The sequence below is a fragment of the Streptomyces sp. NBC_01515 genome, assembly GCF_045040345.1.
Taxonomy (GTDB): domain Bacteria; phylum Actinomycetota; class Actinomycetes; order Streptomycetales; family Streptomycetaceae; genus Streptomyces.
On record NZ_CP109416.1, the window covers coordinates 703,868 to 723,884 of the forward strand.

Below are 20,017 nucleotides of genomic sequence, written 5' to 3' on the forward strand. Positions count from 1 at the left end.
CACGGACAGGACACCTGGCCCAGGTGCCCGGGACGCGCGGCGCCCGACCGTGGCGGCCCGTGGGCGACGACATCTCCGGCCCACGCGGGCGCACCACGACCAGAAGCGGGGCAACCTTCCATGTCGAACCGACCCGACCGACCGCTCGCCCCTTCACCCGACCGGTCTCTCGGCCGCAGACAACTGCTCCGCACGTCCGTCGCTGCCACCGCCCTGGCCGGCCTGGCGATGACAGGTGTCGCCCCGGCGCGGGAACGCGGCGGACGCCGGCCCTGCCGCCCGTGCCCGGCATGCTGGGCGACCGCCGGGCCAACGAGGTCTGGTACCAGCTCGACGAGGTCGCCCTCTATCACGCGTCGCCCGAACTGGTCGCCGCCTACAAGGCCGTCGGTCCGCAGGTCGGCGGCGACATCGAGGGCGGAGTGCGCGGGCTGCGGCAGGAGATGAGCAAGTCTCCCGATTACCCGGGCAATTACCGGAACTTCATGACACCGGTCGAGGAACCCCTGCGGGCGATGATGCTGCTGAACATCGACCGACCGCGCTGGACGGCATTAGCTCCGCTCATGGCATACGCGTGGGCACTCCAGTCGGTGGCCAAGCCCACGACACAGACGCCGAGTCCACCGCTGCCCCGGGAGACCGTCGTACGGCCTGTCGGGCCCGACGCACCGAGAGTGCTCTTCATCTCGGGGTCCGCCGAGGACGACGCGGTCGTGGCCGCCCTGCGGGCGGGCGCGCGGGGCTACATGCTCTGCGTCCGCGACGATGGCCCAGGTCGCCTCGATACCGGAACAGCCCGGGAGCAGCAGGTCCATGAGGACGACATCGGCTACCACATGGCCGTCCCGCAGGGCCACGACCGCCTCCTCCCCCGTGCTCGGCTATCCGTTTGTGGCGCGGCGCGCGGCGCGCGAGACATACTCCCGGCCCGGTGCCGAGCCGGGAGTATGTCTCGCGCCCCGGCTACGCCGCCGTCCGCTCCCCGGCGAGGCCGCGTTGCCCGAGCACATAGCCGGCCTGGAGGCGTGTCCTGGCTCCCAGGGCGTCCATGAGCTCGGCGATGCGCCGTTGGCAGGTGCGCAGGGAGATGTCCAGGCGCCGGGCGATCACCTTGTCCTCAAGGCCGTTGAGCAGCATACGGAGAATGGCCTCGTCGATCAGGGCCGAGGTGGAGCGGGCGCTGTCGTGGTCGTAGCTGCCGTCGAAGGGCCGTGCCTCGTCCCACGCGCCGCTCAGGGTGCGCCGTAGCGCCGCGACCACGGACTGCTCGCGCACGACGCTGAGCCCGGGACCGTCCGCGACGGGGACCACGGCGACCTCGGCGTCGGCGACCAGCAGCCATGCAGGAGCGTGGACGGCCGTGCGCACCTGCCCCCCGTCGGCGATCAGCGTCTCCACCCGCTCACGCACCCGGACGTCGAACCTGGCGGCCTCCGGCAACAGCACCCTGAGGAGTTCGGAGCGCGTCCCCGCGCTCCGCAGCCACGCCCCGCGGTCCAGGTCCGCCGGTTCTTCCCAGGGATCCAGGGCCGGGAGGGAGAACAGGATCTCCCGCTTCGCCTCGACCGTGATCGTGGTGAGGACCCCCCGGGCGGCTCTCGGGTCGTCGACGCGCTGCACGTGCGGATGGTGCGGCTCGCTTGAGAAGTTGGCCTGGTAGAGCGGCAGCAGGCTGTGCATCTGCTGCCGCAGCCGCTCCAGTTCGTGCTGCCGCTGGCGCAGGGCCTCGTCCTGCACGGCCAGCAGTTGCAGCGAGGCGGACATCGGGTTGACGGCGACATAGGCGTACGTGCAGCCGTGCACCAGATGCAGGAGCCGCAGCCGGAGGAGATCCTCGATGGCCGCGGCGGCCTCCGCCTCGGAGATGCCGAGTTCTCGTGCGCAGCGTTGGATGTCGACGTATTCGCTCCGCAGGGCGAGCGTGTACACGTCGCTCGCCGCGGTGCCCGCCTGTGGGACGTCCGGCAGATCCGTTATGCCGTCGAAGCTCACGGTTCGTCTCCCCCTCGTAATCGTGCCTGACGCAAGTCTGTGGCTGCCCGGCCAAGGCTTCCACCATCGATTCTTCAACAGGAACAGATCATGTGCCGAACCCTTGCGCGCTTTGTTCACCGTCCCGCAACACCCGTGCAGCGCATGCCGGTTGACCGCTTCCGTCACACCCCCGACGGCGGCGGCAGAGACAAGGAGATCCATGAGTAACCGTCAGCCCGAGGCACGCTTACAGGGCCTCTGGTCCGACCTGGTTCCCGTCACCACCGTCGCGACCGTCGCGCCGGAGGGGTCGGCGGCCTCGCCCGGCAGCATCCTGGGGCGGATCCGTTTCACGGACGCCGCTGCCGAGGCCGCCCTGGACGACGCCGCTCCGCTCCTGACCACCCACATGACCAACGAGCACGTGCGTCCCGTAGAGGAGATCTGGCGGACCGCTCTCCCGGTACGGACCGGCGTCGCCGGCGACGCCGTCTTCGCCGAGGACGGCGAGCACCTCTTCTACGCGGTACGGCTCGGCCCACAGCCGGTGTACCGGCGTCCGGTGCGCGAACTGTACGCGAACGCCCTGGAGTTCGCCTGGGAGCACGGCTACACCGACCTGGTCCGCATGTGGAACCTCATCGGCGGCATCACCAGCCCGAACGCGGAGGGCATGGAGATCTACCGCGACTTCTGCGTGGGCCGGGCGGAGGCGTTCGCCGGCTTCGCCGACCGCTTCCCCCAACTGTCGGCCGCCACCGGCATCGGCACCCTCTCTCCGGGTGTCGACGTCTGCTTCCTCGCGGCGAAGCCCGGTCGGGCCGTCCACCTGGAGAACCCGCGACAGACGCCCGCGTACAAGTACCCCTCCCAGTACGGGCCGAAGTCGCCGAGCTTCGCCCGGGCCACGTTCCTCAAGGACGTCGGCACACCCGAGTCCGTCACAGGAACCCTCTTCGTCTCGGGCACGGCCAGCATCCTGGGCGACGACACGGTCCACCCCGACAGCGTTGCCCTGCAGACCGAGGAGACGCTGCGCAACATCGGGGCGCTCGTCGGCGGCGACAACCTCCGCGGCCACGGCCTGGACGGTGCCGGGTACGACGTCAAGGACCTCGACCAGGTCAAGGTCTACGTACGCGACGCCGAGCACCTTCCCGTCGTACGGAACATCGTCGAGTCGACGCTCCCCGCCGACACGGACGTCTCGTATTTCAACGTCGCGGTCTGCCGTCCCGACCTGCTGGTCGAGATCGAGGGGGTGTGCAGGTGACGGACATCCTCACGGACATACCAGCCGCTCCGGCCGAGACCGTCCCGGCGGACGGCAACCTCTCCGTACGGCTGGAGGACCTCGCGCGCCGCAACGGCTGGCTCGGCCGGACCGCGTACCTCCAGGGCACGCACCGCTACTCCTACGGCGAGGTGTACGAGCAGGTACGCCGAACCGCCGCCGCCCTGCGGCGACTTGGTGTCGGGCGCGGCGACCGGGTACTGCTGGCGCTGCCCGACAGCGTCGCCTTCGTGGCGACGTTCCTGGCCGTCCTGCGGATCGGCGCCGTCGCCGTACCGGTCAACACGTTCTTCCACGCCGACGAACTGCGCTCCAGCGAGGAGATCGCCGAGGCCTCACTGGTCGTCGCCGACGCGTCGCTCCGCGAGGAGTTCCACGGCCGCAGCGTGACCCCGAGAGAACTGACGGAGGCCTACGACCCCGCGGGCGCCGACGCTCCCGAGCCGCTCGCGTCCGACGCCCCCGCCTTCGCCGTGTTCACGTCCGGCACCACGGGCGCACCCCGCCTCTGCTTCCACGACCACGGCGACGCCCTCCACTTCGACCGGGCGATCGGCAGCGTCCTGACGCTCCGTCAGGGCGAGGTCTGCTACTCCGTGTCGCGCATGTACTTCGCCTACGGACTGGGCAACTCGGTCCTGCTCCCGCTCCAGCGCGGCGCCGTGGTCGTACTGTCCCCGCAGCGCGCGGACGAGACGACCGTCCCCCAACTCCTGGAACGCCACGGCGTGAGCGTCTTCTACGCGCAGCCCAGTTTCTACGCCCGGCTGCTCGCCCGCCCCCAAGTCGCCGACCTGCTGGGCAGGTTGCGGCTGGCCCTCGTCGCCGGGGAGACGTTGCCCCGGCCGCTGGAGGACAGGCTGCGCCGCGTGCTGGGACCGCGGCTGCTGAACATCTGCGGCACCAGCGAGATCGGGCACGCCGTCCTGGCCAACGGCCCGGACGAGATCCACCCGTACAGCCTGGGCCGCGTTCTTCCGCCGTACCGGGTGCGCGTCGTCGACGACGCGGGCGCCGCCGTACCGGAGGGTGAGGTCGGGCGGCTGCAGATCTCCGGCCCCGGTATCGGCCCCGGTGTGCGGCGGGGCGGCCTGCCGCCGCACCGGCTCCGCCCGGACGAGTGGTTCGCCACCGGGGACTCCGCGCGCGTGGACGCCAAGGGTCTGGTGTGGCTGCTCGGACGGGTGGACGACATCGAGATCGTCGCCGGAGCCAACGTCCACCCCATCGAGGTCGAGGACCTGATCACCGGCATCGCCGGGGTACGCGAGGCCGCCGTCTGCTCGGTGCGCCGGTCCGACGGCACGACAAGCCTGCGCGCCTACGTCGTCCCCGAGCCCGGAGCGGACCGGCTCGCCACGTTGGCGGCCACGATCCGCTCGACCACGGCGTCGAAGCTCACTTGGTACAAGGTCCCCGAGGACGTCGAGTTCATCGACGCGTTGCCCCGCAACAGCACGGGAAAGATTCTCCGCCGCGTCCTGCGCGGAGCGAACAGGGAGTTGCCCGATGGCACAGCATGAGACGTCCCCCACCCTCGCGAAGACACCGGTCTCCGCGTTGGTCGCCGCAGTGCTCACCATGGTCCTGTGGGCCTCGGCGTTCGTGGCGATCCGGCACATCGGCGAGAGCGTGCGGCCCGGCCCCCTCGCGCTCGGCCGTCTCCTCATCGGTGCCGTCGCGCTCCTCGCCGTCGTGGCGTTCCGGCGCGAGGGCCTGCCGCCGCGTGCCGCGTGGCCCGGGATCGCCGGCATGGGCGTGTTCTGGTTCGGGCTGTACATGGTTGCGCTGAACTGGGGCGAGCAGCACACGGACGCGGGGACGGCGGCGCTGCTCATCGGTGCCGGTCCGCTGCTGGTGGCGCTGCTCGCCGGGTTCCTGCTGCACGAGGGTTTCCCGCGTCCCCTGCTGATCGGCCTCGCGGTGGCCTTCGTGGGCGCGGCGCTGGCGGGGGCGTCCAGCGGGGGCGGCGACTCGGCCGTCCTCGGTGTGCTGCTCTGCCTGGCAGCGGCGGCGGGTCACGCCGTCGGCGTCATCTTCCAGAAGCCCGCGCTGTCCCACGCGTCGCCGTTGCAGGTGACCGCGTACGCCAGCACGATCGGTGCCGTCGCCTGCCTGCCCTTCGCGGGTCAGCTCGTCACGGATCTGGGCGACGCGTCGGCCGGGGCCTGGGCGGGCGTGCTGTACCTGGGGCTGCTGCCGACGGCACTGGCCTTCTGGACCTGGTCGTACGCGCTGGCGCACATGCCGGCGGGGCGCCTGGGAGCGGTGTCGTACATCGTGCCCGCCCTCACCGTGCTGCTGGCCTGGCCCACGCTGGGCGAGTTCCCGTCCGGCCTGGCGCTCGCCGGGGGTGCGCTGTGCCTGCTCGGCGTCGGGCTGTCCCGCCGTCAGCCGCGCCCCGCACCCGAACCGGCCGCGTCGCCGGTCCCTGAACCCGCGTCCGTCGGCGAGGGCCGCGGTGGGACCGCCGACGTCTCAGGACCGGCGCTGGCGAAGGACTGAACGCGGTCCGACCTTCTGGTCGAGGGCGGACCACAGCTCCCGCTCCACATCCGTCAGCGGGATGTGCGCGGCGAGACACTCCGGGTGGCCGTACGGCAGTCCGCCGGACGGCTCCGGTGTCTCTTCGCGGGCCGAGAGCTCGGGCAGCGGGAGTCCCCCCAGGCAGCAGCCGACCGCGAGCAGACCCGGCGTCCACCGGGCGAACGCCTCGGCCCATCGGCGCGCGCGGCTCACCGCAACGGAGCCGTCGGCCACAGCGGTTCGGTCGCGCGGTGTTCCGCCTCACGCAGGACGCGCAGGACGTTGCGGCCGGTCAGGGCCTCCAGGTCGGACCGGGACCAGCCGCGGTCGGCGAGTTCGCGCAGCAGCACCGGGTAGCCGGAGACGTCGGCGAGGCCGGTGGGCTGGTGGTCGACGCCGTCGTAGTCGCCGCCGAGACCGATGTGGTCCCGGCCCGCCACCTCGCGGGCGTGTTCGACGTGATCGGCGACCTGGGCCACCGTCACCTCGGGGCGCGGGTGTTCCTCGGTCCAGCGTCGCAGCCGGTCGTCGGCGGGCTCGGTGGAGGCCGTCGCGAACTCCTCGGCGACCCGGGCCGGGTCCTCGCCGGGACGTGGTGCGCGCGGCCAGGTCCATGGCAGCGCGGACAGCCCGAGACGTTCACGCTCGGCCTGCAACTCCCTTCCCCACTCGGCGACTTCGCCGGAGATGAAGTACGGGACGAAGGTGAGCTGGATGACACCGCCGTTGTCCCGCAGCAGTTCCAGGACCGGGTCGGCGACGTTGCGCGGGTGGTCGTTGAGGGCGCGTACCGAGGAGTGGCTGAACAGCACCGGGGAGGTCGAGGCGGCGAGGGCGGCGCGCTGGGTGGAGTCGGCGACGTGGGAGAGGTCCACGAGCACGCCGGTGCGGTTGAGTTCGGCGACGATCGCGCGGCCCGTGTCGTTCAGGCCGCCGACGCCGGGCTCGTCGGTGGCGGAGTCCGCCCAGGTGGTGTTGTCGTTGTGGGTGAGGGTCACGTACCGGACGCCGAGCCGGGCGTACGACCGCAGGACGCCCGGGGACTCGGCGAGGCTGTGGCCGCCCTCGATGCCGAGCAGGGAGGCGATCCGCCCGTCGGCGAGCGCGTGCTCTACGTCGGCCGCGGTGTAGGCGATCCGCAGGGTGTCCGGGTAGCGGGCGACGAGCCGGTACACGGCGTCGATCTGCTCCAGCGTGGCCACCACGGCCTCGGGCTCCGGGAGTTGGGACGAGACGTACACCGACCAGAACTGCGCGCCAACTCCTCCGGCGCGCAGCCGGGGCAGGTCGGTGTGGAGGTCGGGGCGGCCGTCGGCAAGCCCCTCGACGCTGTAACCGGAGCGGGCGCGCAGCGCCAGGGGGAGGTCGTTGTGGCCGTCGATGACGGGCGTGCTGTTCAGTACCTCTTCGACAAGATCGTCCACGGTGTCGGTCATGCGCTTGCGACTCCTTCGCCAAGGGTGTGCCGGCGGCGGCTCTGTCGTACCGGGTCGGCGACGGGCAGGGAGGCGACCAGCCGCCGGGTGTAGTCGTCCTGTGGACTGCCCAGCACCTGCGCGGTGGAACCGGACGCGGCGATCCGGCCGCGGTGCAGCACGACGACACGGTCGGCGACCTGTTCCACGACCGCGAGGTCATGGCTGATGAACAGCGCCGCGAAGCCCAACTCCCGCTGGAGTTCGGCGAAGAGGTCGAGCACCTTCGCCTGGACGGACACGTCGAGAGCCGAGGTGGGTTCGTCCGCGACGAGCAGCGGGGGCCGCAGGGCGAGCGCCCGGGCCAGGGCGGCACGCTGTCGCTGGCCGCCACTGAGTTCGTGGGGGTAGCGGTCGCCGTAACTGCTGGGCAGATGGACAGAGTTCAGGAGCGCCTCGGCCTCGGCGCGGATGGCCGCGGCCCCGAGTTCACGCCGATGGACGGTCAGCGGTTCGGCGATGCTGTCGCCGACAGTCAGCAGCGGATTGAAGCTGGCCGCCGGATCCTGGAAGACGTAGCCGATGTGACCGGCCCGGCCGCGCGTTCGCCGTCTCGCCGCCAACGGCTCGCCGAACACGGTGAGTTCACCGCCGGTCGACGCCGTCAGACCGGCGACCGCCCGGCCGATGGTGGTCTTGCCGCTGCCGCTCTCCCCCACCAGGCCGAGCACCTCGCCCGGCCGGATCTCGAAGCTCACGTCGTCGACCGCCCGGAAGCCCTTCCTCCCGAGCCGCCCCGGGTAGTCCACGACCAGACCGGCGGCCCGTACGACCGGCCGCTCGTCGTCCCTCGCGGAGGCCGGGGCACGGCTCTGCTCGCCGAAGACCGGTACGGCGGCGAGGAGTTCGCGGGTGTACGGGTGGGCGGGCGCCGCGAACAGCTCGCGGACCGGGGCCTGTTCGACGATCTCGCCCTCGCTCATCACGGCCACCCGGTCCGCGAGGTCGGCGACGACGCCCATGTTGTGGGTGATGAGGAGCACGGCGGTGCCGAAGTCGGTGCGGCACCGGTGCAGGAGTTCCAGGATCTCCGCCTGGACGGTGACGTCCAGGGCCGTGGTGGGCTCGTCGGCCACGATGAGCCGGGTGCCCAGGGCGAGGGCCATGGCGATGACGGCGCGTTGCTTCTGGCCGCCGGACAGTTGGTGGGGGTAGTGGTGCACGCGGGTGGCGGGGTCGGGGATGCCGACCTTGTCGAGCCATTCGACGGCCAGGGCCCGGAGTTGGGCCTTGCTGCCTCCGTGTCCGTGGGCGCGCAGGCCTTCGGTGAGCTGCCAGCCGATGGTGAAGACCGGGTTCAGCGCGGTGGACGGTTCCTGGAAGACCATCGCCGCGTGGGTGCCGCGCAGGGCGCGCAGTCGGGCGGGGGACGCGGTGAGGACGTCCTCGGAGGGGTCGGCGGTGCCGTCGCCGAGCAGCACCAGGCCGCGGGCGGTCGCGGTGGCGGGCAGCAGTCCCAGGACCGACCTGGCGGTGACGGTCTTGCCGCTGCCGCTCTCGCCGACCAGGGCCAGCACCTCGCCCGGACCGACGGACAGGCTCACGCCTTTCACCGCGGGGGCCGCGCCGGCGTCGGTGGCGAAGGTGACGTGCAGGTCCTCGATGCGCAGGAGGTCAGTCATCGTCCGCGCCTCCGTCCGTTACGGTGCCGGTCGGCTTCGCCGTCGTACCCCCGCGCCGTCGCAGTCGCGGATCGGCCAGGTCGGTGAGGCTCTCGCCGAGCAGGGTGGTGCCGAGCACGGTGAGCACGATGGCCAGGCCCGGCGGGATCGCGGTCCACCAGAGACCCGAAGTGACGTCCTCCACCGAGCGGTTGAGGTCGTAACCCCATTCGGCGGCCGAGTTGGGCTCGATGCCGAAGCCGAGGAAGCCGAGCCCGGCGAGGGTGAGGATGGCCTCGGAGGCGTTGATGGTGAAGATGAGCGGGAGGGTGCGGACCGAGTTGCGCAGCACGTGCCGGAACATGATCCGCCAGGCGCCGGTGCCGATCACCCGGGCCGCGTCGACGAAGGGTTCCGCCTTCACCCGGATCACCTCGGCCCGTACGACACGGAAGTACTGCGGCACGAACGCGACGGCGACCGAGCAGGCCGCCGCGCCGAGGCCGCCGACGAGGCTGGACTGTCCGCCGCTGATCACGATCGACATGACGATGGCGAGCAGCAGCGGCGGGAACGCGTAGAGCGCGTCGGCCAGCCCCACCAGCAGCCGGTCGAGGCGACCGCCGAGATAGCCGGAGGCCAGCCCCAGCACGGTGCCGGGGACCACCGAGAGCAGCAGCGCCGCGAGGATGATCTCCAGCGCGGTCCTGGCACCCCACACCGTGCGGGACAGCACGTCGTACCCGGCGATGGTGGTGCCCAACGGATGGGCGCCGGAGGGGTGTTGCTGCGACCCGAACAGCCGCCCTCCGTGCTGGAGTTGGGCGTATCCGTACGGGGCGAGCAGCGGTCCGAGGAGGGCAGCGAGGACGAACAGCACGGTGAGTACGGCACCGGTGAGGAGCATGGCGCGCTGCACCCTGCCGCCGGTGCGCAGCCGGGCGCGAAGGCGGACCGGCAGCAACGCGGGCCGTCGCACGAGGAGTTGGGACACGGCTCAGTACCTCACTCGGGGATCGATGAGGGCCGCGACGACATCGACGAGGAAGTTCGTGAGCGCCACGACGACGGCGAACAGCGCCACGATCCCTTGCACCGCCGGGAAGTCACGCACCGTCAGATAGTGCGCGAGTTCGTAGCCGAGGCCCTTCCACTCGAAGGTGGTCTCCGTCAGCACCGCCCCGCCGAGCAGTCCGGCGACCTGGAGTCCCAGGACGGTGACGACGGGGATCAGGGCGGGCCGGGTGGCGTGCCGGGTGACCAGGCGGAACGGCGCGACGCCCCGGGAGCGGGCGGCCTCGACGTAGTCGGCGCCGAGGGTGCCGATCAGGTTCGTGCGGACCAGCCGCAGCAGGATGCCGGCGACGAGCAGGCCCAGTGCCACGCCCGGCAGTACGGCGTGCTTCAACACATCGGCTACGGCCGCCCCGTCGCCGCTGCGGAGGGCGTCGACGAGGTAGAAGCCGGTGGTGCTGGTCTGGTTCTGCAGGAAGAGCTGGACGTCGGTGCTCGCCCGGCCGGACGCGGGCAGCCAGCCGAGCCGGATCGCGAACACGAGCTTCAGCAGCAGGCCCACGAAGAACACGGGGGTGGCGTAGGTGAGGACGGCGAACAGGCGCAGTGCCGCGTCGGGCGCGCGGTCCCGGTACGAGGCCGCGACCATGCCCAGGGGCACGCCTACGGCGAGGGCCACGAGGAGGGCGTAGAAGGCGAGTTCGACGGTGGCGGCGCCGTAGGTGCCCAGGACGTGGGTGACCGGTTCGTTGTCGGTGACGGTGCGGCCGAAGTCGCCGGTCGCCAGGGACTTCAGGTAGTCCAGGTACTGGGTGAGCAACGGCCGGTCGTAGCCCGCCTGGTGGAGTTTCGCGTGGAGCTGGTCCGGGGTGAGCCGGTCGCCGAAGGCGGCGCTGATCGGGTCGCCGGTGGCCCGCATCAGGAAGAAGACCAGGCTGACCAGGATGAACACGGTCGGGATGATGAGGAGGAAGCGGACCAGCAGGTAGCGGGCGAGTCCGTACCCGGCGGCGCCGTCGGCGGGGCTGCCGACGGCGCCGGGGGTCGTCTCCTGGGTCAGGGCGCTCACTTCTTCGCGAGTCCTGCCCAGCGGAAGGTGTACGCGCTGGTCAACGCGTCCGGCACACCGCTGACATCGGTACGGGTGACGATCGCCGTGGACCCCTGGAGCAGGGGCAGCAACGGCACCTGCGCGGCGGCCTTGTCCTGCGCCTGCTTGAGGAGTTCGGTCCGCTTCCCCGCGTCGGTCTCCGTCTCCTCCTTCTTGATCAGCTCGCGTACGGCCGGGTCGTCGTAGTCGTTGGCGACCCAGCTGTTGGCCGAGTAGAAGGGCGAGAGGTAGTTGTCGGCGTCCAAGTAGTCGGCGTACCAGCCGAGTTGGTAGAGCGGGTAGAGGTGCTTGATGCGGTCCTTGCCGTACTGGGTCCATTCGGTGGACTGCAGGTTCACCTTGAACAGGCCGGTGGCTTCCAGCTGGGTCTTGACGAGCGCGTACTCGTCGGCCGAGGAGGAGCCGTAATGGTCGCTGTTGTACTGCAGGTTGAGGGTGACCGGGGTGGTCACCTTCGCCGCCTTCAGCCGTGCGGCGGCAGCCGCCTTGTCCGGGCCGCCCTTCTTGTCGCCGTAGAGCGACTTGAAGGAGTCGGTGGCGCCGGTGAGTCCGTCGGGCACCGAGCTGTAGAGCGGCTGGTAGCTGTTCTTGTAGACCTGCTGGGCGAGTTGGGCCCGGTCGACGGAGTCGGCGACGGCCTGGCGGACGGCGAGCGCCTTGGCCTTGTCCGCGCTCTTGGTCCTGGTGCCGTAGGGCTGGGTCTGGAAGTCGAAGACGATGTAGCGGATGCCGTTGCCGGAACCGGTGTGGACCTTGATGTCCTTCTTCTTCGCCAGGTCGTCGAGGTCGGCGGTGGTGAGCGTGCGGTACACGGCGTCGACGGTGCCCTGCTGGACGTCGAGCTTCAGGTTGCTGGCGTCGGTGTAGTACTTGAGCTGGACGTTCTTGGTCTTCGGGGTGCCCAACTGGCCGCCGTAGGAGCCGTTTTCGGCGAAGGAGACCAGGGAGTTCTTGTCGTAGCTCGTGACGCCGTACGGCCCGTTCCACGGCTTGGCCGCGACGATGGCCTTGTCGTCGAGGATCTTGTCCGCGGGGAAGGTCTGCTCGTCGACGATGTAGCCGGCCGCGGTGGACAACACCTGAGGAAACAGCGTGTCGTTGGCGGACTTGAGGGTGAAGACGACCGTGGTCGGTGCGGGGGCGGCGACGGAGGCGAGGTTGTACAGGAGTGAGGAGGGGCCGTTCTCGTCGGCGATCTTCAGGGTGCGGTCGAAGCTGAACTTCACATCGGAGGAGGTGAGTTGATGACCGTTCGCGAACTTCAAGCCCTTCCGCAGCGTCACCGTGTACTCCTTGGGCCCCGTCAGCTCGATGCCGGCGGCCAGGTCCGGGGAGACCTCCGTGGCGCCGTTCTTCACGCTGAGGAGGGTGGCGTAGACCTCGCTCTCGATGGTGCCGGAACCGGCGTCCCAGGCGCCCGCCGGGTCGAGGCTGGTCACCTGGTCCGTGGTGCCGACGGTGATCGTCGAACCGCCGGAAGCAGTGGCGGTCTTGCTGCTCGTGCAGCCGGTGAGGGCGACCAGGAACGCCGTGCCGAGGGATACGGCGCCGAGGGATCGGAACGGTCTGACGGTGCTGGGCTGCTGTGCCATGGCTGGTCTCTGTCTCCGCATGGGTGGGTGCGCGAAGGGGCGGCGGCAGGCAGGACATGCCGACGCGCGCGTTCGCGTGAAGGGTGAGAGTGACGGGTGTGGTGCGGGTGACGGGTGTGGTGCGGGTCAGCTGTGACAGAGACAGCTGGAGACCAGCAGCAGATCCACATGACGCCGGGAGCACAGCACGAGGCTGGTCGCCACGTCGTCCTCCTAGGGGTGTCGCCGGCAACTGGGGCCGGTGGGAGCGCACTTGCAGAACAGGAACATCCGCCGAGCCGCCATCTGGGGCACCCCACTGCGTCGAGGGTTGCCGTCCGGCCAGCCAGGGCTTGATCACCGGAACTCGTAGCTCGCGCTCACCGTAGATCGACTGTTCTCCCGGCGTCAAGACGTCCCCGGGCCCCGCACCGGTGCGAGCGGAAAGTGCTCACCGCCGCGGGAGGTGCTGGAGCCGATCGAGCTGGTGGAGAAGGGAGTTGAGCGATTCCCGCGGTCCGTCCCCGGCGGTGTCGAGGGTGATGTGTTCACGGTTCCAGGGTTCGTAGTCCCGCCGACGCACCTCCTCCCAGTCCGGAAGCGGCAGATCGGGAAGGTCGACCGCCCGGGACGCCACCCGGTGCCGATGCTCGGCCGGATCCGAGCAGATCACTTCCACCTCTACGACCGGAACGCCCGCCCGGGTCCCCGCGTCGCGCCAGCTGTCGCGGGTGACGGCCAGCGGATTGACGGACTCAGCGATCACGGTGAGCCCCTGCCGGAGGTGTTCCTCGGCCAGGGCGTACCCGACGACGTAGCCGGCCGGCCCGACAGGGTGCCGCGCCAGGCCGGAGCGGACGAGTGCCTGCTCGATGGTGTCGACGCGCAGGTGCACCGCGCCGATGCGTGCGGCCAGGCGTCGGGACAGTGTGGTCTTCCCGGTGCCGGGAAGTCCGCCGACGACGATGAGGACGGTGTTCGACGGCATGCCGAATCAGCGCAGCCGGGGCAGGAGTTGCTCGCCGACGCGGATGATCTCCTGTTTGTAGGGGGTGTCGGAGAGGACGAAGTGGGTGATGCCGAGCTTGCGGTAGTCGTCCAGCGCGGTGGCGACGTCGGCGGCGGAGCCGACCAGCCAGGTCGTCGCCGCTCCCCCGCCGCCGAACCTGCCCGGCGTGGTGTAGAGGCAGGTGTCGAGCACCTCGCCCCGGGCGGCGAGGTCGTAGAGCCGCTGCTGTCCGACGGCCGCCTTGCGGTTCCCCGTCCAGGTCAGCTCGTCACCTGGGCCGGCCGCCATCCGCGCGACCCGCTCCTCGGCGGCCCGCCACGCCTCCTCCGTGGTGTCACGCACCACGGTGGTGATCCGCAGCCCGAACTCCAGCGGCGCGTGCCGACGGCCGACCTGCTCGCTCAACTCCTTGAGCCGGTCGATGCGTTCGGCGAGCCCGGCGAGGGGTTCGCCCCAGAAGAGCTGTACGTCCGCCTCCGCCGCCGACACCCGCTCGGCGGCCTCGGACGCGCCGCCGAGGTAGAGCGTCGGATGCGCTCTGCCGACCGTCGTCCAGGGGCGGGGCGCGACCGTGGAACCGCTCACTTGGAAGTGTGCACCGTCGAACGTCACGTCGTCCTCGGTCCACAGCCGCCGCACGAGACTCATGAACTCCTGGGTGCGCGCGTACCGTTGGGCGGGATCGCTGTGGGTGTCGCCGTAGGCGGCCAGGTTGTCGAGTCCGCTGACGATGTTGACCAGGACCCGGCCGCGGCTGAGCTGGTCCAGGGTCGCCGCCGCGGCGGCGAAGTGGCCCGGCTGCCAGTAGCCGGGGCGAACGGCGATCAAGGGCTTGAAGGTGGTGGTCCGGGCGGCCAGCGCGGTGGCGACGGTGAAGGTGTCGGGCCGCCCCCACCCGGTGCCCAGGAGCGCACCGCCCCACCCGTGTCGCTCCGCGGTGCGGGCGAGGTCGGTGGAGTACTCGATGGACCCCCAGCCGTCCGTCGTGTCGTCGCCGCGGTGACCCGGCTCGACGGTGTTGGGGATGTACCAGAGGAATTCCAGGCTCATGGTGCTTCCGATCGCGGGTTGACCAGCGCCGGTCAGTGATCAGGGGATCAGTGATCAGGACATCGGTGATCTGGGGATCAACACAGTGCGCTGGACACGCGAACGAGGTCTACGCAGCGCTCCCTGGTGAGCAGCAGGACCTCGGTCATGCGATCGAGTCTCCGAGGCATCGATCCGCGTGTCAATGGACCCCGACTCGGCGCGGACCATCACCCGCCGGAGATCATCACCCAACTACCGCCTGTTCTCCAGGAGTTGTCGGTCGCCGCAGAAGCCGTGCCATGGTCGTCGCAATCAGTGCCGCCCGATCCGCGACGTCACCGGCCGGCACTTCCACCAGGTCATAGCCGAACAGCCGATAACTCTGTTCGTGGATCCGCTCGAACTCCAGCGACTCCTCGAAACTGATCCGGCGTGCGGCGGTGGGCTCGCAGAATCCGATGGGGCGGATGAAGAAGACCTGCCGCTCGTAGATCTGTTCGCGGGTGATCCGGTCGATCTCGGCGGAGAGCGCCTCCGGGACGGGACGTCCCAGGTAGCCGGCGAGGGCGTGCGTGCAGATCGGAGACCTGTCGTAGATCTGCGTGGACACGGCTCGCGTCGCGGATCGCGTCTGTCGTCGGTGCTGCAGTGCGACGACCTGTTCGACGAAGTCCGCCCGGGTCCGGGGTTCGGCGTCTCCTTCGGCCTGCCTGCGCGTGATGAACGCGGTCGCCGCCTCGTCGACGACGTCGAACCCGCGTTCTTGCAGATGACGGAGGATCGACGTCTTGCCCGCGCCGGGGGCGCCGGTGAGGATGAAGCGCTTCATGGTGGTCAAATCGTAGTACGGGGGCGACCTTTCACGTACTGGAACGGGCCGCCCCCGGTGTTCGGTCCGCTCTCGGCTACGTGTGCAGGGCCTTCTCCAGGCTGTCGATCACGCCGATGGCGTCCGAGTAGGAGCCTGGCAGGAAGTCCGAAGTACCCACCAGGTGATGGGACTTGGTCACCGGGAGGTTCTTGAATGCCTGGAGGGCGAACAGCTTCTGGATGTTGTTGGCGGGGGAACCGTCGTTGTTCGTGTAGTAGACGACGTAGTCGGCGTCCTTGAGCAGGTCCGCCCGCTCATAGGACACGGACTTGGTGTCGCCCTTGGCGACGGAGGCGGTCGCCGACGCGAACCGTACGCCGAGTTCGGTCAGGATCGCTCCGACCGGTGATTCGGCGCCGTAGATCCAGTAGTTGCCGTTGTCGAAGCCGCCCTGGATGACGTCCCAGCGGGCGTCGGCCAGTTCCGTGCCGTAGGTCATGCGTACCGCCGCGATCCTGTCGTCGTACTTCCGCTTCAGCGCGGCCAGTTGGGACGTGCGGTTCACGAACTGCGCTGTCGCGTCCGGGTATGCGGACCAGGTGGCGGTGTCCTTGAAGGGCGCGAAGGTGGTCGGCGCGATGGCGGACAGCTTCCTGTAGGCCTTGGACAGATAGGGGACGTCAACGCCGACGATCAGGTCTGGCCTGAGCTTGGCGATCTCCTCGTAGTCGATGTCCGCACCGGTCGTCACCTTGGGCGTGGCCTTCCAGCGCTTGAGGTAGCGCGGCGGCACATAGGTCTCGCCGCCGTTCTCCACGCCGACGGGCTTGAGGCCGAGGTCGAACAGCGACTCGGTGGCCCAGGAGTGCACCGAGACGATTCGCAGCGGGTGCGCGGGCACGGACACCTTGCCGTGGGCGGTGGCGACCGTCCGGGTCGCCGTCGTACCGCCGGACGAGGTGGAGGCAGAAGAAGAGGAGCCGCAGGCGGCCAGGGTCAGCGCCATCGCGGTGGCGGCCACGGCGGTCAGCAGACGGCGCGGGCCGGACGCCCTGACCGGAGATGAGGTGAGCATGGGGTAGTCCAAAGTCGGTCGGGAGTAAGGGCGTTGAGGGATGTCGAGGGGTGTTGAGGGGTGTTGAGGGGGGTTCATGGACTTGACGCAGTCGAGGTGAGGAACGTCAGGAGGCGGACTGCGGGCCGACGCCCGTCCGCGCGCCGTGCACATGGGTGGCGAGCCCGTCGAGCAGTACCGTGAAGTTCGACCAGCTGTACGCGTACCAGGAGGCCAGGTCGGGCTTCCAGAGCTGGCCCGCGCGGACTGCGGGGGCACGCTTCCACAGGGGGTTGTCCGGCAGCGGGTCGGAGACCGCCCACACCAGCAGGTCCGCCGGGATGGACGGGACGTTCTCCCAACTGACCGCCTGGCTATAGGTGTTGTCGGCTCCGCCGGGCACGGGGACCAGGTCCATGGCGAGCGCGCTCACCGTCTTGAGAACGGCCCAGGTCTTGGGGTTCATCACGCCGACGGTGTTCTTGTCGATGCCGAACACGAACCCCACGCGCAGGTCGGGATTGGCGTCGATGGCGGTCCTCAGTTTGGTGTGTGCCCGCATGTAACCGGTCTTGGCCGCTTTGTCGGTTAGATCGGCACCCAGGGAGTGGGTAAGCCGGTCGGCGGTGGCCGCGATGGTCTCGATCGGGCGGTACATGCTGAGCCCGACGACGGGCGCGATCTTGCTGATCTCCGGGATTTGCGAGGCGACTTGGAGGGTGCCGTCCGGCTGTACGGCGTCGATCAGCAGGTCGGGGCGGGCCTGGGCGAGCGCTTCGAGCCGTACGCCCTTGTCCGCGGAGTAGATCTTGGTGACACCGGACCAGTCGGGCTTCACCGCCGGGACGATGCCCTGACCGGAGTCGGAGGCCGCGACCGGCCGCAGTCCGGCCGCCCACAGCGCCGCGCCCACGGTGTCGGTGAGGAACGCGATCCGCTTCGGCCGCTCCGCCAGTCGTACGGTCTTGCCGCGGTCGTCGGTGAACGACCAACCGGCGCTGCCGGTAGCGCTGTTGGAGGCGGAGTCGTCGGACCCGCACGCGGTGAGTCCGGCGAGCGCGGCCATCCCGAGGCCGCCCGCGAGCAGACCTCGGCGGCTGGGGTGCCGTCGGACGTGAGAGGCGTACGCAGGGCGTCGGAGGGTGGTACTGGGCATGGTGTGTCCTCGGCAGGCGGAGTGGCCGCGGCGCGGCGGCGGAGGGAGAGCGGAGGGAGAGGTGAAGGGCGGGGCGTCAGCGGTGTAACGCGCGCAGCGGCGAAGGGACTTGGCTCACTGGGTGCGTTTCCGCCCACGGGCCACGAGCAGTTGGCACAGGTAGAGGCCGCCGAGTACGCCGGTCATCGCGCCGACGGGCAACTCGGTCTGCGGCAGGACGCGTTGGGCCGCGAAGTCGCTCGCCGTCAGCAGCAGGGCGCCCATGAAGGCGGCCGGTACGACCGGTGGCCCGGGGCTGCGGACGAGCCGGCGGCACAGTTGCGGCGCGGCCAGGGCGACGAAGGCGACCGGGCCGATGGCAGCAGTGGTGGCGGCGGCCAGGGCGGTGGCGGCCACCGCGAGGACGATCCGGCTGCGGCCCAGGGGCACGCCGAGCCCGCGCGCGGTGTCCTCGCCGAGTTCGAGCCAGCTCAGGGCGCGCGCGGCCGGGACGACGACGGGGACCAGGACGGCGAGGGTGATGGCCAGAGGCGTGACCACGGCCCAACTCGCCGAGTTGAGGCTGCCGATGAGCCAGATCTGGGCGTCCTGGGCCTGGTAGAGGCTGGCCCGGGTCAGCAGATACGCGGTCAGGGAGGTGAGCATCGCGCTGATGCCGATGCCGACCAGCACGATCCGGTACCCGGAGGTGCGCCCGCGCCGGACCGAGATCACACCGACGGCCAGCGCGGTGAGCAGACCGCCCGCGATCGACGCGAGCGCGGTGGCGGTGGCGCCGCCGTGGAAGAGGACGATCTGCACGACCGCCCCGCTCGCCGCGCCGCTGGTGAAGCCGACGATGTCCGGACTGCCCAGCGGATTGCGGGACATGCTCTGGAACACCGCGCCGCTCATGCCCAGCGCGGCCCCGGCCAGCACCGCGCACACAAGGCGGGGCAGCCTGAGGCTCATCACGATGAACGAGTCGGCTCCGGTGCCACGCCCGAGCAGACAGTCGACCACCACCGACAGGGGCACCTGGAAGGTGCCGGTGGTCAGGCTGAGCGCGCCCACCACGAGACACGCGGCGGCGAGCAGCAGGCAGACGGTGAGGGTGCGGGGCTGCCAGCGCAGCGAGACACGGCCGTCGTAGAGGCGTAGCACCTGGCCCTTGAGGACCGTGCGGCGGCCGGTGCGCGAGGTGGGTGCGGAGGCGGTCGGGGCGGTCACAGTTCGGCGATTCTTCGGCGGCGGACGAGGGCGATGAAGACGGGGGCTCCGGCGAAGGCAGTGACGATGCCCGCCTGGATCTCGCCGGGGCGGGCGATCACCCGGCCGAGGACGTCCGAGGCGACGAGCAGGGTCGAGCCGACGACCATGGAGTACGGCAGCAGCCAGCGGTGGTCGGGGCCGGTGACCGAGCGGACCAGGTGGGGAACCACCAGGCCGATGAAGGCGATGGGGCCTACGGCAGCGGTGGCGGCCCCGCACAGCAGGGTGACGGAGAGGGTGCCGAGGAGGCGGGTGCGCAGGACGCCGGAGCCGAGAGCGCGCGCGGTGTCGTCGCCGAGGGCGAGCGCGTTGAGCGATCCGGAGAGGCCGAGCGCGAGGAGCCCGCCCGCGGCGAGGAAGGGCAGCACGGTGGTGAGGACGGACAGCGGCAGCCCGGCCAGCGAGCCGACGCCCCAGAACCTGAACTGGTCGAAGACATCGGGCCGTAGCAGCGTCACGACGGAGACCAGCGCGCCGAGCACCGCGCTGACGGCCGTGCCGGCGAGGGCCAGACGGACGGGCGCCGGGCCGGTACGCCCGCGTGAGCCGAGCACGTACACGAGAGCGGCGGCGATGCCCGCACCGGCGAAGGCGAACCAGACGTAGAACGCGGGGTCGGTACTCCCCCACACCGCGATGGCGATGACCACGGCGGTGGAGGCGCCCATGTTGACGCCGAGGATGCCGGGGTCGGCCAGCGGGTTGCGGGTCAGGGCCTGCATCAGGACGCCTGCGGTGGCGAGTGCGGCGCCGACGGCGATGCCGAGCAGGGTGCGGGGGACGCGCAGGTCGAGGACGACCGAGCCGTCGACGGTGGACCGCCGGCCGTGCCACAGGGCGTGCAGGACGTCGAGGGGCGGGATGGCCTTGGCGCCCACCGCGATGCTCAGGACGGCGACGAGCAGCAGCACTCCGGTGGCGGTGAGCAGACCCAGCAGCCGTACGGCGAATCCGCCACGGCGTGCGGTGGCACCGGTGTCGGGTGGTCGGGTCACCGCACCGGTGGCGCTCATGGTGGTGGTGCCCATCGTGCTCCCTCGCGAGGTTGTCGGTCGACGCAAGGGACCGGCGGAGTAATTAGCACTTAGCTTAGCCTTGCCTAAGTACGTTATGACCGTCCGGCTCGGCGGGACAA

The 20,017-nt window shown here is 70.7% G+C and carries 18 protein-coding genes and 1 riboswitch; of the genes, 3 read left to right on the plus strand and 15 right to left on the minus strand.

The features are described from left to right. Positions 1-472: 472 nt before the first annotated feature. Both OG407_RS02695 and OG407_RS02700 read right to left on the minus strand, forming a co-directional pair. Positions 473-688 (minus strand): hypothetical protein, encoded by a 216-nt coding sequence (locus tag OG407_RS02695; RefSeq protein WP_405854609.1) that lies wholly within the window; start codon positions 686-688, stop codon positions 473-475. Between the two features lie 278 nt (positions 689-966). Next, positions 967-1,995 carry a LuxR family transcriptional regulator gene (locus tag OG407_RS02700; protein ID WP_405854611.1) on the minus strand — a complete coding sequence of 343 codons (1,029 nt, stop codon included), beginning with the start codon at positions 1,993-1,995 and terminating at the stop codon, positions 967-969. A 202-nt stretch (positions 1,996-2,197) separates the two neighbouring features. Between OG407_RS02700 and OG407_RS02705 the strand changes: the two genes are divergently transcribed. Genes OG407_RS02705 through OG407_RS02715 form a run of 3 tightly spaced genes read left to right on the plus strand, consistent with a single transcriptional unit; the run spans position 2,198 to position 5,776 of the window. Next, complete coding sequence (locus OG407_RS02705; protein WP_405854613.1) at positions 2,198-3,250, plus strand: FkbO/Hyg5 family chorismatase; 1,053 nt, start codon at positions 2,198-2,200, stop codon at positions 3,248-3,250. Continuing rightward, complete coding sequence (locus tag OG407_RS02710) at positions 3,247-4,794, plus strand: class I adenylate-forming enzyme family protein (RefSeq protein ID WP_405854615.1); 1,548 nt, start codon at positions 3,247-3,249, stop codon at positions 4,792-4,794. Before OG407_RS02705 ends, OG407_RS02710 begins: the two co-directional genes overlap by 4 nt. Further along, positions 4,781-5,776: a DMT family transporter gene (locus tag OG407_RS02715; protein ID WP_405854617.1), complete on the plus strand. Its 996-nt coding sequence runs from the start codon at positions 4,781-4,783 to the stop codon at positions 5,774-5,776. The genes OG407_RS02710 and OG407_RS02715 overlap by 14 nt, the downstream gene beginning before the upstream one ends. Here the strand turns inward: OG407_RS02715 and OG407_RS02720 are convergent. The 13 genes from OG407_RS02720 to OG407_RS02780 all read right to left on the minus strand — a co-directional run bounded on the left by OG407_RS02720 (position 5,750) and on the right by OG407_RS02780 (position 19,910). Then, the gene (locus tag OG407_RS02720) at positions 5,750-6,031 is read right to left on the minus strand and encodes a DUF6059 family protein (protein ID WP_405854619.1); all 282 of its coding nucleotides are present in this window, start codon (positions 6,029-6,031) and stop codon (positions 5,750-5,752) included. The two genes, OG407_RS02715 and OG407_RS02720, sit on opposite strands and share 27 nt — an antisense overlap. Continuing rightward, positions 6,007-7,233 (minus strand): dipeptidase, encoded by a 1,227-nt coding sequence (locus OG407_RS02725; RefSeq protein WP_405854621.1) that lies wholly within the window; start codon positions 7,231-7,233, stop codon positions 6,007-6,009. The genes OG407_RS02720 and OG407_RS02725 overlap by 25 nt, the downstream gene beginning before the upstream one ends. Further along, positions 7,230-8,894 (minus strand): dipeptide ABC transporter ATP-binding protein, encoded by a 1,665-nt coding sequence (locus OG407_RS02730; RefSeq protein WP_405854623.1) that lies wholly within the window; start codon positions 8,892-8,894, stop codon positions 7,230-7,232. The genes OG407_RS02725 and OG407_RS02730 overlap by 4 nt, the downstream gene beginning before the upstream one ends. Next, a complete protein-coding gene (locus tag OG407_RS02735) occupies positions 8,887-9,867 on the minus strand; it encodes an ABC transporter permease (RefSeq protein ID WP_405854625.1) in 981 nt (326 codons plus the stop codon). Before OG407_RS02735 ends, OG407_RS02730 begins: the two co-directional genes overlap by 8 nt. A gap of 3 nt (positions 9,868-9,870) precedes the next feature. Further along, positions 9,871-10,956, minus strand: coding sequence for an ABC transporter permease (locus OG407_RS02740; protein ID WP_405854627.1), 1,086 nt, complete (start codon positions 10,954-10,956; stop codon positions 9,871-9,873). After that, complete coding sequence (locus OG407_RS02745; protein WP_405854629.1) at positions 10,953-12,590, minus strand: ABC transporter substrate-binding protein; 1,638 nt, start codon at positions 12,588-12,590, stop codon at positions 10,953-10,955. Before OG407_RS02745 ends, OG407_RS02740 begins: the two co-directional genes overlap by 4 nt. A gap of 244 nt (positions 12,591-12,834) precedes the next feature. Then, positions 12,835-12,944: riboswitch (SAM riboswitch) on the minus strand. A 76-nt stretch (positions 12,945-13,020) separates the two neighbouring features. Then, positions 13,021-13,557 carry an AAA family ATPase gene (locus OG407_RS02750; RefSeq protein ID WP_405854631.1) on the minus strand — a complete coding sequence of 179 codons (537 nt, stop codon included), beginning with the start codon at positions 13,555-13,557 and terminating at the stop codon, positions 13,021-13,023. A gap of 6 nt (positions 13,558-13,563) precedes the next feature. Continuing rightward, positions 13,564-14,628: an LLM class flavin-dependent oxidoreductase gene (locus tag OG407_RS02755; protein WP_405854633.1), complete on the minus strand. Its 1,065-nt coding sequence runs from the start codon at positions 14,626-14,628 to the stop codon at positions 13,564-13,566. A gap of 226 nt (positions 14,629-14,854) precedes the next feature. After that, on the minus strand, positions 14,855-15,439 hold the full coding sequence (locus tag OG407_RS02760; RefSeq protein ID WP_405854635.1) for an AAA family ATPase: 585 nt from the start codon (positions 15,437-15,439) through the stop codon (positions 14,855-14,857). Between the two features lie 76 nt (positions 15,440-15,515). Beyond that, a complete protein-coding gene (locus OG407_RS02765) occupies positions 15,516-16,496 on the minus strand; it encodes an ABC transporter substrate-binding protein (protein ID WP_405854637.1) in 981 nt (326 codons plus the stop codon). Positions 16,497-16,602: 106 nt separating this feature from the next. Further along, positions 16,603-17,631 carry an ABC transporter substrate-binding protein gene (locus tag OG407_RS02770; protein WP_405854638.1) on the minus strand — a complete coding sequence of 343 codons (1,029 nt, stop codon included), beginning with the start codon at positions 17,629-17,631 and terminating at the stop codon, positions 16,603-16,605. Positions 17,632-17,745: 114 nt separating this feature from the next. Then, positions 17,746-18,840, minus strand: a complete 1,095-nt coding sequence (locus OG407_RS02775) for a FecCD family ABC transporter permease (RefSeq protein WP_405854640.1) — start codon at positions 18,838-18,840, stop codon at positions 17,746-17,748. Further along, positions 18,837-19,910 (minus strand): FecCD family ABC transporter permease, encoded by a 1,074-nt coding sequence (locus OG407_RS02780; protein ID WP_405854642.1) that lies wholly within the window; start codon positions 19,908-19,910, stop codon positions 18,837-18,839. The genes OG407_RS02775 and OG407_RS02780 overlap by 4 nt, the downstream gene beginning before the upstream one ends. Positions 19,911-20,017 lie beyond the last annotated feature (107 nt).

What these genes read in the sequence shown, in the direction of transcription:
- OG407_RS02760 (WP_405854635.1), bottom strand. Translation starts at nt 15,439, where the DNA reads ATGAAGCGCTTCATCCTCACCGGCGCCCCCGGCGCGGGCAAGACGTCG.
- OG407_RS02765 (WP_405854637.1), bottom strand. Translation starts at nt 16,496, where the DNA reads ATGCTCACCTCATCTCCGGTCAGGGCGTCCGGCCCGCGCCGTCTGCTG.
- OG407_RS02695 (WP_405854609.1), bottom strand. Translation starts at nt 688, where the DNA reads ATGAAGAGCACTCTCGGTGCGTCGGGCCCGACAGGCCGTACGACGGTC.
- OG407_RS02745 (WP_405854629.1), bottom strand. Translation starts at nt 12,590, where the DNA reads ATGGCACAGCAGCCCAGCACCGTCAGACCGTTCCGATCCCTCGGCGCC.
- OG407_RS02770 (WP_405854638.1), bottom strand. Translation starts at nt 17,631, where the DNA reads ATGCCCAGTACCACCCTCCGACGCCCTGCGTACGCCTCTCACGTCCGA.
- OG407_RS02750 (WP_405854631.1), bottom strand. Translation starts at nt 13,557, where the DNA reads ATGCCGTCGAACACCGTCCTCATCGTCGTCGGCGGACTTCCCGGCACC.
- OG407_RS02730 (WP_405854623.1), bottom strand. Translation starts at nt 8,894, where the DNA reads ATGACTGACCTCCTGCGCATCGAGGACCTGCACGTCACCTTCGCCACC.
- OG407_RS02725 (WP_405854621.1), bottom strand. Translation starts at nt 7,233, where the DNA reads ATGACCGACACCGTGGACGATCTTGTCGAAGAGGTACTGAACAGCACG.
- OG407_RS02755 (WP_405854633.1), bottom strand. Translation starts at nt 14,628, where the DNA reads ATGAGCCTGGAATTCCTCTGGTACATCCCCAACACCGTCGAGCCGGGT.
- OG407_RS02715 (WP_405854617.1), top strand. Translation starts at nt 4,781, where the DNA reads ATGGCACAGCATGAGACGTCCCCCACCCTCGCGAAGACACCGGTCTCC.
- OG407_RS02780 (WP_405854642.1), bottom strand. Translation starts at nt 19,910, where the DNA reads ATGGGCACCACCACCATGAGCGCCACCGGTGCGGTGACCCGACCACCC.
- OG407_RS02705 (WP_405854613.1), top strand. Translation starts at nt 2,198, where the DNA reads ATGAGTAACCGTCAGCCCGAGGCACGCTTACAGGGCCTCTGGTCCGAC.